This is a genomic window from Serratia sp. ASV30 (assembly GCF_016428815.1).
GTDB lineage: Bacteria > Pseudomonadota > Gammaproteobacteria > Enterobacterales > Enterobacteriaceae > Chania > Chania fonticola_C.
This window is the reverse complement of sequence record NZ_JAELTL010000016.1, coordinates 1-11,652: the sequence shown is the minus strand read 5'-3', so window position 1 is coordinate 11,652 and position 11,652 is coordinate 1. Positions and strand designations below refer to the sequence as shown.

Annotated in this window: 13 protein-coding genes and 2 pseudogenes; 11 read left to right on the top strand and 4 right to left on the bottom strand. The window is 51.8% G+C overall.

All coding sequences use genetic code 11. From position 1 onward, the window contains the following. Window positions 1-9: 9 nt before the first annotated feature. The 3 genes from licT to JHD74_RS09520 all read left to right on the top strand — a co-directional run bounded on the left by licT (window position 10) and on the right by JHD74_RS09520 (window position 2,050). Window positions 10-849: a BglG family transcription antiterminator LicT gene (gene licT, locus JHD74_RS09530; RefSeq protein WP_024530963.1), complete on the top strand. Its 840-nt coding sequence runs from the start codon at window positions 10-12 to the stop codon at window positions 847-849. 113 nt (window positions 850-962) lie between these two features. Then, a complete protein-coding gene (locus JHD74_RS09525) occupies window positions 963-1,532 on the top strand; it encodes a chromate transporter (protein ID WP_074031052.1) in 570 nt (189 codons plus the stop codon). Then, entirely contained in the window at window positions 1,529-2,050 is a 522-nt protein-coding gene (locus JHD74_RS09520; protein ID WP_199062547.1) for a chromate transporter, read from the top strand. The genes JHD74_RS09525 and JHD74_RS09520 overlap by 4 nt, the downstream gene beginning before the upstream one ends. Window positions 2,051-2,123: 73 nt before the next feature. On the opposite strand, the gene JHD74_RS09515 is transcribed toward JHD74_RS09520, so the two are convergent. Beyond that, window positions 2,124-2,531, bottom strand: a complete 408-nt coding sequence (locus JHD74_RS09515; RefSeq protein ID WP_199062545.1) for a cupin domain-containing protein — start codon at window positions 2,529-2,531, stop codon at window positions 2,124-2,126. A gap of 224 nt (window positions 2,532-2,755) precedes the next feature. On the opposite strand from JHD74_RS09515, the gene JHD74_RS09510 reads away from it, so the two are divergent. Further along, entirely contained in the window at window positions 2,756-3,352 is a 597-nt protein-coding gene (locus JHD74_RS09510) for a histidine phosphatase family protein (RefSeq protein WP_024530959.1), read from the top strand. Between the two features lie 92 nt (window positions 3,353-3,444). Here the strand turns inward: JHD74_RS09510 and JHD74_RS09505 are convergent, their stop codons facing one another. Further along, the gene (locus JHD74_RS09505) at window positions 3,445-4,218 is read right to left on the bottom strand and encodes a helix-turn-helix domain-containing protein (RefSeq protein WP_024530958.1); all 774 of its coding nucleotides are present in this window, start codon (window positions 4,216-4,218) and stop codon (window positions 3,445-3,447) included. Window positions 4,219-4,330: 112 nt separating this feature from the next. Between JHD74_RS09505 and JHD74_RS09500 the strand changes: the two genes are divergently transcribed. Next, on the top strand, window positions 4,331-5,089 hold the full coding sequence (locus tag JHD74_RS09500; protein WP_199062543.1) for an alpha/beta fold hydrolase: 759 nt from the start codon (window positions 4,331-4,333) through the stop codon (window positions 5,087-5,089). 551 nt (window positions 5,090-5,640) lie between these two features. Further along, on the top strand, window positions 5,641-5,949 hold the full coding sequence (locus tag JHD74_RS09495; RefSeq protein ID WP_199062541.1) for a colicin V family bacteriocin: 309 nt from the start codon (window positions 5,641-5,643) through the stop codon (window positions 5,947-5,949). Window positions 5,950-6,067: 118 nt separating this feature from the next. On the opposite strand, the gene JHD74_RS09490 is transcribed toward JHD74_RS09495, so the two are convergent. Further along, window positions 6,068-6,973: a DMT family transporter gene (locus JHD74_RS09490; RefSeq protein WP_024530956.1), complete on the bottom strand. Its 906-nt coding sequence runs from the start codon at window positions 6,971-6,973 to the stop codon at window positions 6,068-6,070. A 178-nt stretch (window positions 6,974-7,151) separates the two neighbouring features. Here JHD74_RS09490 and JHD74_RS09485 point away from each other — a divergent pair, with 178 nt between their 5' ends. Next, window positions 7,152-8,021 carry a helix-turn-helix domain-containing protein gene (locus JHD74_RS09485; protein ID WP_199062539.1) on the top strand — a complete coding sequence of 290 codons (870 nt, stop codon included), beginning with the start codon at window positions 7,152-7,154 and terminating at the stop codon, window positions 8,019-8,021. Between the two features lie 18 nt (window positions 8,022-8,039). Next, the gene (locus JHD74_RS09480) at window positions 8,040-8,483 is read left to right on the top strand and encodes a VOC family protein (protein WP_074031057.1); all 444 of its coding nucleotides are present in this window, start codon (window positions 8,040-8,042) and stop codon (window positions 8,481-8,483) included. Window positions 8,484-8,537: 54 nt separating this feature from the next. Here the strand turns inward: JHD74_RS09480 and JHD74_RS09475 are convergent, their stop codons facing one another. Beyond that, complete coding sequence (locus tag JHD74_RS09475) at window positions 8,538-8,819, bottom strand: YjcB family protein (RefSeq protein ID WP_024530953.1); 282 nt, start codon at window positions 8,817-8,819, stop codon at window positions 8,538-8,540. A 307-nt stretch (window positions 8,820-9,126) separates the two neighbouring features. Here JHD74_RS09475 and mrdA point away from each other — a divergent pair, with 307 nt between their 5' ends. The 3 genes and pseudogenes from mrdA to JHD74_RS09460 all read left to right on the top strand — a co-directional run. Next, window positions 9,127-11,052, top strand: a complete 1,926-nt coding sequence (gene mrdA, locus JHD74_RS09470; RefSeq protein ID WP_199062537.1) for a penicillin-binding protein 2 — start codon at window positions 9,127-9,129, stop codon at window positions 11,050-11,052. Between the two features lie 66 nt (window positions 11,053-11,118). Then, window positions 11,119-11,193 (top strand): annotated as a pseudogene (locus JHD74_RS26600) (tail fiber assembly protein); the annotation flags it as partial. A 168-nt stretch (window positions 11,194-11,361) separates the two neighbouring features. Next, window positions 11,362-11,652: pseudogene (locus JHD74_RS09460) on the top strand (hypothetical protein); the annotation flags it as partial.

Genomic DNA, 11,652 nt, shown 5'->3' with positions numbered 1-11,652 from the left:
AGTTTAATGATGAAAGTCGTCAAGGTGCTCAATAACAGCCTGGTGCTGTCTACCGACAGCGATAACCGCGAAGTTATCGTGATGGGCAAGGGCATCGGGTTTAACAGCAAAGTAGGGGATGTGCTGGCCTCGGCCAGCATAGAAAAAGTCTATGTGGTGCAGAACGGTCAAACCGGCCACGACCATCTACGCCTGATAGAGGCCACGCCGGAACAGCACATTGAGCTGGTGCAAATGATCCTCAGGCTGGCCAACAGCCAGCTTGGTGGCCGGGTCAACGAACAGATCTTTTTCACCTTGGTGGATCATCTCAGCTTTGCAATTGAGCGCTGCCGTAAAGGCATCATCATTCAGAACCGACTGTTGCATGAGGTAAAACGCTTTTATCCGCAGGAGTTTGCCGTGGCATTACAGGCGCTGGCGCAGATCAACCAGCGTTTGAATATCCTGTTGCCGGAGGCGGAAGCGGGGAACATTGCCTTTCACCTGGTCAATGGCCAGACCGACGTACAGAGTATGGAGCACACGCTGCTGGCGGTGAAGATGCTGAAGGATATCTTCAACATCATCAAATACCATTTTCGCATCGATATCGCCACGGATTCACTCAACTACTCACGTTTCCTGCTGCATATGCAGTTTTTCATTCAACGAATGATCGATAACAAACAGGTGAAGTCGAAAGACGATTTCCTGTTCTTGCAGGCGACGAAAGAGTATCCCGATGCCTATCGTTGCGCACTGGTGATCCGTGACTATGTGAAAAATCTGTTGGAAATGGAGATGTCCAACGACGAGCTGCTGTACTTGGTCATCCACCTGACGCGGATTGTCGATCGGGACGATTAAGCTCGGTCTGCAGCGCGTTCACCGTAGCGATAATGGCTCTGAAATGCATTAGACATCATGGCTTGGCCGCGTGCATTATGCCAGATAACAACTGAGATAATGTGGGAAACGCTATGTCGGATTCTAATGCGCTACAGGGCCATGAAGTTGCAAAACCACCAAGCAATACTCAACTGTTTACCGGTTTTCTGATGCTTGGCCTGATCGGCTTTGGCGGGGTACTCCCGCTGGCGCGCAGCATGTTGGTAGAACAACGCCGCTGGTTAACCGCTGAACAGTTCACCGAACTGCTGGGATTGTGCCAGTTCCTGCCGGGTGGCAACGTCATTAACCTTTCCGTAGCGGTGGGGATGGAGTTTCGCGGATTGCGTGGTGCGCTATGTGCCTTGCTCGGGTTGATCTGCGCCCCAACGGCGATTGTGGTCGGCCTGGGCGTGATTTATGCTCGCTACCAAAACGATGTCCATGTGCAACATGTGTTCGCTGGGTTAGCCGCAGCGGCGGCAGGTTTGCTGCTCTCTACCGCATTGAAAATGCTGTTGCCACTGTGGGGGAAATGGTTGCCATTAGCGATTGTTGCCATTGCTTTGGTGGCGATTGCCTGGCTGCGTCTGCCATTGCTGCCAACCATGCTGTTGTTGGCCCCGCTCAGTATTCTGCTTGCCTGGAGGAAACCTTCATGATGGCGGTGTTAATCTCATTGGCGATCATTTTTACCGAGCTTTCGCTGATGGCGTTCGGTGGCGGCTTTACCATTCTGCCGGAAATGCAGCGCCAGGTGGTGGAGGTGCATCAATGGATGAGCGCCCAGGAATTCAGCGCATTGTTTGCCATGGCGCAGGCGGCTCCGGGGCCGAATATGATGATCGTGCCGCTGATTGGTTGGCATGTCGCGGGTTGGGCCGGGCTGTTGGTTTCTTCCGTAGCCAAGTTTGGACCGTCGTCCATTGTCACCATTCTGGTGATGGGCGCATGGCGGCGTTTTAAAGATAAACCCTGGAGGCGTATCGTTCAGGTTGGGCTGGTGCCGGTGACGGTCGGGCTGGTTGCCGCCAGCGGCGTGCTGATTGCCCAGGCTTCAGCCACCAATTGGCGGTTAGCAATATTAATTGTGTTAGCGACATTACTCAGTATGAGTAAGCGCATCCATCCGTTATGGATCTTGGCGGGCGGTGCGGTGCTGGGATTATTGATTGGCTAATCGATTAATTCTCTAAAGGGCGCTGCAAATGTGCACCCGCTGTCATTAATCCCCAGCCACCTGTCTTGGCTGATCAGGGTAGCTGACGGTAATCCTCGTCGGATACCGGTTCCAACCACTCATTGGAGGAGCCCTCGGCCGGGACCGCCACGGCAATATGCGCAAACCAGCTATCCTGGGCTGCACCGTGCCAGTGTTTGGTTCCTGCCGGGATATTGACCACGTCCCCGGCGGTAAGTTGGCGAGCCGGTTCATTCCACTCCTGATACCAGCCGCGCCCGCCGGTCACCAGTAGGATCTGGCCGCCCTGATGGTGGATATGCCAGTTATTCCGACAGCCTGGTTCAAACACCACATTGCCAATGGCTACCCCTTCGGTGGTCAACATGTTCAGGTAGCTGGTGCCGGTGAAATATTGCGCATAGGCGTCATTTCTTGGCCCTTTGGGGAAAATACCGTTACCGTCAAATTTCTCGCTCATTTCGTCTCCGCCGTCAAATTACGCCTGCTTTCAGGAAGCAATCAAAAAGGGTGGCCGATGTGCTTATGGCCGACAGGAGGAAGTGTATTACAGGGCCGATTCAATGATAAGGTAGCTAAATATGCATACACCTATGCAAATAATTCATTAGTCATGACAATGTCCTGCAAGTATGCGGCCTTAGCTGGCAGTGCTCTTGAGGGTAAATATGGGTGGAAAGAACCATGAAGCAAGCGTTTAAAAATGGCGTATTGGCGCTACTGTTGTCCAGCGTGGCAGGGGCCGCCTGGAGTGAGCAAACCCTGGTTTTCGTTCGCCACGGCGAGAAGCCAGACAACAACAGTGGTCAGCTGACCTGCAAAGGCTTTAACCGCGCCTTGGCACTGCCAGAGGTCTTAATCTCCCGCTTTGGTAAACCCGAAGCCATTTATGCTGCAGGCCCCAAGAAAAATAAGCTGGGTAGCTCCCTGCGAGCATTGACCACCATCACCCCCACGGCCATTCGGCTTTCGCTGCCAGTGAATATCCAGTATCACGCCGATGACATTACTGATTTGCAGACGGCTCTGCTGGACGATCGTTTCCGCAATGCCGTGGTGTATGTCTCTTGGGAACATCACAACTTGGTGCAGGTGGTAAAAAACATTATCACCGCAGAAGGGGGCGATCCCCAACAGGCGGCCAAATGGCCGGGCAGTGATTTTGACAGTATCTATGTTCTGACGATTGACCATGATGCGCCCGCCAACAAGACTCGCTTCGAACATCAAACCGAAGGGCTTAACAATGTCGCGGATACTTGTCCAACCGGAATGAAGTGACAATATCAGTGCAGAAATACAGTCGTCGGAGTCACTAGGGGCGTGGTACGGCGCCCCTATCCATTCAGAAACATTACCCCTTTGATTTTTCGCTATTTCTCAAGGTATAGGCTGGGCGGCACGCCAAGTACACGGCGGAATAGTGCAGTGAAGGCACTTGAACTCCCATAGCCAAGGTCCAGCGCAACGCGAGTAACCGATTCCCCATTGTTAAGGCGGGTGATAGCCGCCAGCAGACAGGCTTGTTGGCGCCACTCAGTAAAGCTCACGCCAGTTTGCGTTCGGAACACTCTGGTGAAAGTGCGCCGACTCATGCCTGCCTCCGCAGCCATTGTGTTGATATCGATAGAAAGAGAGGGGTTTTCAATCAGTTGACGGCACAGTCTGGCTAAACGAGGCTCGTCCGGCAACGGAGTATTTAGCAACAGAGATGGCATAGCGGCAATTTCATCAAGCAACAGAGACATAATCTTGCCTTCTCTATTATTCAGGTCATAGAGCGCTGGCAAATCCACTGCCTGTACTAACAGGTTCTGTAGCAAGGGTGACACTCCAACCACCCGACATCCATCGGGTAGTCCTGCGGCGCGGGCAGCGTCCGGGGTGAAAAATGCGTTCAACATGGTGACAGGGCCACGCATATGCATCTCATGGTCGATGCCAGCGGGTACCCAGCATGCCCGCTGTGGTGGAACAACCAGGTTTTCGCGTGCCGTGAACACGCTGATCGTCCCGGAGGCGGCATAGGCAAACTGGCTGCGACGATGTGTATGGGAGGGAAAAGTCGAAGACGCCGGATAGTCATTTGCTGTGACTACGGCAATTCGTGGAATGTCTTCGTAGGGGTCGAGTAACGTATTACGCATGGCCCAAACTCTACAATAATTGACTCAATACTGAAAGCGAGCTGGTGCTGCGGATCCTACAATGGCCACGGTAACGAAATCATCTGGCACATTCAGTTTATTAGGAGTCGATATGTCCAACACGTTTCACCGAGTAGGTAATGGTCCGCATTCTGTCATTGTTCTTCACGGGTGGTTTGGTGATTGCCATGCTTTTGCGCCAATGGAGGATGCCCTCAGCCGCGAAGAATTTACTTATATCTTTATGAACTACCGTGGATACGGGAGCATGAGTTCCGCAACTGGCACTTATAGCATGGATGAAATTGCGATCGATACCTTATCCCTTGCAGATGAGCTTGGATTCGACACGTTTAGCTTGATAGGCCACTCGATGGGGGGAATGGCAATTGAACGTGTAGCGACCCTGGCCCCTGAACGCGTGCGTATGTTAGTTCCTGTTGCACCGGTTCCTTGCTGCGGTGTAGCCTTCGATCCTGTAGGGCAAGCATTGTTTACTGGTGCAGCTGATAGCATCGAGAATAGAAGGAACATCATCAATCGTAGTACTGGACAGCGCCTTTCACGAGCGTGGATCGACTGGAAAGCTGAGTATTCAATGGCGCATTCGTCCAGAGCCGCTTTTGCCGCTTACTTGAATGCATGGAGCAACACCGATTTCAGCGCGCAGGTACAGGGTTTACCACACAGGGTTAAGGTGCTGATCGGGGAGCATGATCCGACATTCAACACAGATCTGATGCGTTCCACCTACCTTGCATGGTATCCAAGGGCTGAACTGGAAATACTTGAGAATGCCGGTCATTACCCAATGAATGAAGTACCGCTCGCCTTGGCAACGAGCATAGAGAACTTCCTACGGCAGGCCTAATTTTTGAGCGCAGCTAAAAAGCCTTCGTGGGTGACAAGGTTTTAGACCATGGCTATCGATTTATTTTCCGCTGCTTACTTTGATTGTTGCTAATAAAATTACCATATCGCCTTAACGGTTTTCATTATAGGAATGATTAATAGGTGTTTACTGTCGAATAAAAATAACTTGACCTTGATGAAATAATTTAGAATGATAGTCACTATCAACTTCTGGATGGTTATTCTGTGATGACATCATTTGAGAAATGAGTAGGTAGGTTATATCACAAACCTTAGCACCTTCAGGCATTTTTATAATGTCTGAACAATCTCTCTTATTTTTATGATTTATTGAAATCAATATTGTAATTTTAAAAACAAGTTCATTACTTACATTTCAGGGGGGGTGGTGAAAAATATTCTATTTATCTTTTTTTGTGTTTTTCTTGGCGTTACCATAGGTTCTATTGCGAGAAGTTTTAACGCGTCTCCGTTATTTCAGTCCTTGGCTATTTCTACTGGCATAGCAATCGTGATGTTTATTTATTATCAAGCAACAGGAGTTTTTAAATGAAAGTCTTAAGCTTTGATGAAATTAATATGGTTTCAGGTGCAGGAAATGTAAACTGGGAACAAGCAGGTAGAGAGGTTGCCGTTGGCGGAGCCACAATCGCTGGCACGGCATTCGGAAAGGGTTTGGCTGGCCCATTAGGGCCGGCAATTGGACTAGCCGCAGGGGTTGCGGTGGGAGCATTATATGATGCTGCAGGAAACCAAAACGCCAGTGGGCCAGCCTGGAATGGAATTTGTCGACCTAATAAGCCATTAATATGCATGAGTAAACAAGGTCAATACGAATCCTACTGCAATGGGCTGTAATCTTTCGTGATAGGGGGCAATCATTGAGGTGGTTTACATCACACCTCAATGATTTTTGTGTTAATTCATGGATTATCTTAAGTGGGCAACGGTATCTCGACGCTTATCTTTAATACCGTCACTGAACCCCACGTTTCCATCGATATAGATTGAACATCCCCGGCTTGGAGAACATCACCAGGTTACCCAGCAGGATCAGGCACAGGCCAATCACCGCATTCAGATGCCACTGGTAACCCTCATACAGAGTGGAGATCGTTAGCGCCACCAACGGGAACAGCAAGGTGCTATAGGCGGCGGCCCCTGAGCCGATGCGGCCTAGCAGGGTGAAATAGGCGGCAAAGGCGATCACCGTGCCAAAAATCGCCAGATAGAACAGCGATCCCAGATAGCGAGTGGTGAATTCGAGCTGCAATGAAGCGCCCTGTGCCAGTGCGATGGCAAACATCAGCAGTGTGCCGTAGCTCATGGCGTAGGTATTGGTGGAAAGCATATCCAGTCCACGGCGTTGGTGGCGCGTGCTGAGCATATTCCCCAACGAAAAACCGTAGGTACCCAGAGCGCTCAACCCGATCCCTTTAAGCAATTCTGGCGCCATCTGGGTCGCCATCAGATCCTGCCAAAACAGCGCCACGATGCCGGTCATGCCTAACAGTGCCGCAGGCAGCAGATTCGGGCTAGGGCGTTGGCGGAAGAAAATCATGCTGTTAACCGCGTTGAACAACACCGCCATTGAGAAAATCACCGATTCCAGCCCGCTGCTGATATAGGCCGCCGCCAGGTAGAAACAGTAAAAGTTAAAGCCAAACACACAGCAGCCCTGCAACATGCAGAACAGGTGGTCCCGCAGGCTAATGGCCCGCAGACGGCGTAGCGCCAGCATGGCTAGCCACATCACGGCGGCAGCAAGCAAGAAACGGTAACCGATCGACACGGGGATCGCCACCGTGCCTTGTTGCAGAGTAATCGCAATCCACGTGGTGCCCCAAATCAGCACTACGGCAAGATACAACAGCGTATTCATGAGTTCTCCTGTTAATGATGACGGGAGTATTCATCTTTTAGTGTCGTAACGCTTTCAGCCTTTTGCGGCCAATTGCATATTCTTGCGCTTTTTTTGTTAAAAGCGCCCCGTGACAACTGGCATCCCGCGCCGCCACTCTTTAAACTGGAACGGCTTGGATCACAGGAATAGGGCAGCTATGGCATACCTGGCATTTGAAACATTGCACCAACATAAAGCCCGGTTGCACAACAGCGTGCAGCTGGGATCTGGCGTGCAATTGGCGGCCTGGTCAAACTGCAATGACCGTATCACCCAGGAAAGTGCCGATCACCACACCCTCAGCCTGTACGTGGCGGATGGCTACGAGTGTTATCAGAAGGTACCAGGGGGCTGGCAGAACGGCGGCGGCCCGGATCGTTTTTGCATCATGCCGCGGCATTACGAATCCACCTGGGATGTCCGCAGCAATCTCTCCTTTGTTCATCTGTATTGTACCGACCAGCATTTACGCCATTTGGTGGAGCAGACCTGGGATCGCAGCCCGGCGTCCATCAACGTAGAGCCGCTGTCGTTTGCGGAAGACCCGCAAATCACGCTGCTGTATCGCCAGTTTTTGCTTAATCACAATTGGCAAGACAGCGCCAACCAGTTGGCACTGAGCAGCGCCTCCACGCTGTTGATGTCACATATGCTCCAGCGCTACACTCAGTTGCAATGGCGGCTGCCTAGCGTGCTTGGTGGGCTGGCTCCTGCCGTGTTGAAGCGAGTGCAGGAGTTTATCTATCACCATCTCGATCAGCCGTTGGTGCTGGCCGATCTGGCCGCTCAGGCGGAATTGAGCGAGTTTCATTTTGCCCGCATGTTCAAACACAGCACCGGACAGGCGCCGCATCAGTATGTGATGCAGGTGCGTTTGCAACAGGCGGAAAAATTACTGCGCAACACGCTGATGCCGCTAACCCAGATTGCGCTGGACTGCGGCTTTAGCTCGGCCAGCCATTTCAGCCATCGTTTCAAGGCATTCTATGGCCATACGCCGATACGTCTGCGGCAGCAAAGCCGTTAATCCATGAGGAAAAAGGATATGGAACAACCCTTTTGTGGTGTTGAGGTACTTTTTGTCGCGGGTTTTGGCCCGATCACCCAAAACACCAGCCAAAGTACCGCGTTTTATCAGCAAGCGCTGGGGTTGCCGCTCAAGCCAATGGAAGGGAATGAGGACTATCTGTTGACCGAGCACGATGCCTTGGCTGGCGTGAAGCACTTCGCGCTATGGCCTTTGGCGCAGGCTGCTCAATCCTGCTTTGGTCAGGATCAATGGCCACAAGATTTACCGGTGCCGCAGGCATGGATGGAGTTTGACGTGGCGGATATGGGTAAGGCCACTCAAACGCTGCTGGATCAGGGCTATCAACTGCTGGTAGCCAACCGTTTGGAGGCGTGGGGCCAGAGCGTCACCCGTCTGTTAAGCCCGGAAGGTTTGCTGGTTGGCGTGACTTTAACGCCCTGGATGCGGGCTAACCCATAACCCACTGGCTACCTATGGCGCAGCACCATCGGCGGATGGTGCCAGGAACGGTGGTTATGGCAGGGGGAAGGCGGTCGGGTTTTGGCTCATGACATCGATGAAGACGTCCTTGAATGATGCCCAGAAGTGCATAATGCCTGCCAGGTTGAAGGACATACCCATCAGCCCCATCACAAACCAGCAGCTAGTGAACAGCCCCAGGCTGCTGAACACAAACGCCATGCCGTTACGGCTGGCCTTGCGGCACACCACATTCAGTTGGCTGGCCAGAAACATCATCACTGCGCTCAGCAATTCCCAGCGCATCATAATAAAGCCAGTGGCTATGGTACTCATCGAAGGTGATCCTTTGCTACAAACGCCGCATCCATCTCCTGGTATCAGACCTTGGGGAAGAATGCGCATTGGATAGACGGTGGTTTAGGTTACTGGTGTGATCTGCGTCACATTGTAGCATCGGAATAATGGGTGTCTCAATAGTCGTCATGGCTTGTCTGACAAATCACAGCAACATTCCAATATGTTGAAACATTTATGCCAAATCATTAGCAACCTTTTAATGTGGCACCAGGGTTATTAACGCTATGCTGGCCGGCTTTTCGCACCCTTTTTAGCTATCAGTCTGGCAGGTAAGACTCCGCGCATGGCCCAATTAAAAGATCCTTTCCGTGACCATCCCGCCGAAGAAACGTTGTTCATTCGCCGTGCCTGCGTGGCGATGGTGTTAGTCGTCGCCTGTTTTGGCTTGCTGGTTTACAACCTTTATCAGTTGCAGATCAAACAGCATGCGTTTTACCAGACTCGCTCTAATCAGAACGATATCAAGATGCTGCCGATTGCCCCTCATCGAGGCCTGATCTTCGATCGCAACGGCATCCCGCTGGTGCGCAACATACAGCTGTATCAGATTGAAGTGACCCCCAGCAAGATTGCCGATATGGCAACGCTGTTGCAAAACCTGACGCCTATCGTCGATCTGACGCCGGATGACATCGCCTCCTTCCGTGACGATATGCACCACAATAGCCGCTACAAGCCCGTCACGCTGAAAACCGGGCTGAGTGAAACCGAGGTTGCCCGCTTTGCGGTAAACCAGTATCGCTTTGACGGTGTAACCATCGAGACCTACCAGCAGCGGCAATATCCTTACGGGGCACAGTTGGCGCACGTGGTGGGATATGTCTCGCGCATTAACGATAACGACGTTAAAAAGCTGGAGCAGCAGGGATTAGCGCAAAACTATGCGGCCGACCACAATATTGGCAAACAGGGGCTGGAAGCCTATTACGAGAAAGAGCTACACGGCACCACTGGCTATCAGGAAGTGGAGGTGGATAACCACGGGCGTATCGTTCGCCTGCTGAAGGAACAGCCGCCCCAGGCGGGCAAAGATATTTATCTCACGCTGGATCTGCACCTGCAACAGTACATCGAAGGCTTGCTCAAAGGGCAACGGGCGGCGGTAGTGGTCGCCGATCCGCGCGACGGAGGCATTCTGGCGATGGTCTCCAGCCCTAGCTACGACCCCAACCCGTTCGTCAAAGGTATTGGCTATCAGGCCTACAAGTCGCTGCTCAGCAACCCGGACTTACCACTGATTAACCGCGTGACGCAGGGGTTATACCCGCCAGCCTCAACGGTAAAACCTTATATGGCGGTATCGGCACTGTTTGCCGGTGTCATCACCCCAACCACCACTTTCTTTGGTGCACCCACCTGGACCCTGCCGGGAACGCAGCGGCACTATCGCGACTGGTTGAAAACCGGGCACGGCCTGCTGAACGTCACCAAGGCGATCGAGGAGTCGGCCGATACCTTCTTCTATCAGGTTGCCTATGAGATGGGGATCGACAGGATCCATCAGTGGCTCAGCCAGTTTGGCTATGGCAAGGCGACGGGAATCGATCTAAACGAGGAATATCGCGGCGTGCTGCCGAGTAGGGAATGGAAGCAGCGGGTACATAAAAAAGGCTGGTACCAAGGTGATACCGTCTCGGTGGGTATTGGTCAGGGGTATTGGGTCGCTACGCCGCTCCAGATGGTGAAAGCACTGACCACGCTGATCAACAGCGGCAGGGTAAAAACGCCGCATCTGCTGTATTCGATGAAGCAGGGCCGGGAAGTCGAACGCTATCAGCCACCAGAGCAGGCCGTGCAGATTGGCGATGCCAAATCGCCGTATTGGGGGATTGTGCGCAAAGGTATGTATGGCATGGCGAACCTGCCTAACGGAACCGGGTATAAACTGTTCCATACCGCGCCCTACCAGATAGCGGCCAAATCGGGCACTTCACAGGTTTTCAGCCTGAAAGAAAACCAGACTTACAATGCCAAAATGATCCCGGTACGCCTGCGTGACCATATCTTCTATACCCTGTTTGCGCCGTATAAAAACCCGCGGGTGGCAATGGCGCTAATTTTGGAAAATGGTGGTGGGGATGGCGTAGTTGCAGGGCCAACGGCCAGGGCAATCCTGGACCATATTTTCGACCCGGTCAATGCGCCTACGCCGGGGGATAACGACGGTAGCCTAACGCAGCTGGGAGACAGTGACGATGTGCAACATTAAACGCGTATTCCTCACTACAATAATAAAATCAATAAGTTATTGATTTTATAGCTTGACTGGAAGCATTACCGGGTGCTGATTAACCGGCTAGAACCTAATGATGCCCCAGATATTGACTGGCCGCCGGTGCCTGAAGCTTAAAAATTGCCCACTAATAAGTGGGCGTTCTTCTGGCTATATCTCATTAGCCAGCCTAATACTCGCTCTGTGACCCGCCTGGCAATCGAAATACCTTGCGTAAGGTATACTTATCAATTATATAAACCAAACGGTTTTGCGATAAACGATAGATTAAAGAGTGGTTTTATCATGGATAGATTGATGCAGGGAATGTATGACGAATTGGACGAGATTAAACGCGATCCGTATATCAATCGGGAGGACAGGGAGCGAGGAGAGCAAAAAGTCATTGGCGTTATTATCAGTTATAAGCAGAATGAGCTTATGCAGGTAATGAACAGCGTTGCCGGTAAGTATATGAAGTGGAGCTTGGCAAAGGATAAGTTTATTAGTGAGGTTGTTTCCTACTCCAATGATATTACATCCAAAGTCAATACGGGTGAAATCTGTCTCTTATACACATCTGACGCTGCCGACGAT